The following is a 303-nucleotide window of genomic DNA, read 5'->3' on the forward strand; positions in this document are numbered from 1 at the left end:
ATAAAGCTGAGTTACAAAAAGCAATCGATAAAGCAACTGGTTTAGGACAACTTGACCCTGCAGATAAAGAAGACAAAGCAGTCCAAGATGCTTTAGCAACAGCTAATACAGTGAATGATAATCAAAATGCGACACCTCAAGAAGTTCAACGAGCAACAGAAGCATTAAACAATGCAATTGCGGCTAAAGAACGTCAAGACGCATTAGATGAATTACAAAAAGCATTAGACGATGCAAAAGCTGTTAAAAAAGATGACTACAAACCAAATACTGTAACTCCTTTCGAAACAGCCGTTCAAGCTG

Annotated in this window: 1 protein-coding gene; it reads left to right on the forward strand. The window is 38.0% G+C overall.

From position 1 onward, the window contains the following. A partial coding sequence (locus HMPREF2846_RS14530; protein WP_176745503.1) for an FIVAR domain-containing protein occupies window positions 1-303 on the forward strand: 303 nt, incomplete at both ends.

The sequence above is a fragment of the Staphylococcus sp. HMSC056G08 genome, from assembly GCF_001812305.1.
Lineage (GTDB): Bacteria > Bacillota > Bacilli > Staphylococcales > Staphylococcaceae > Staphylococcus > Staphylococcus simulans.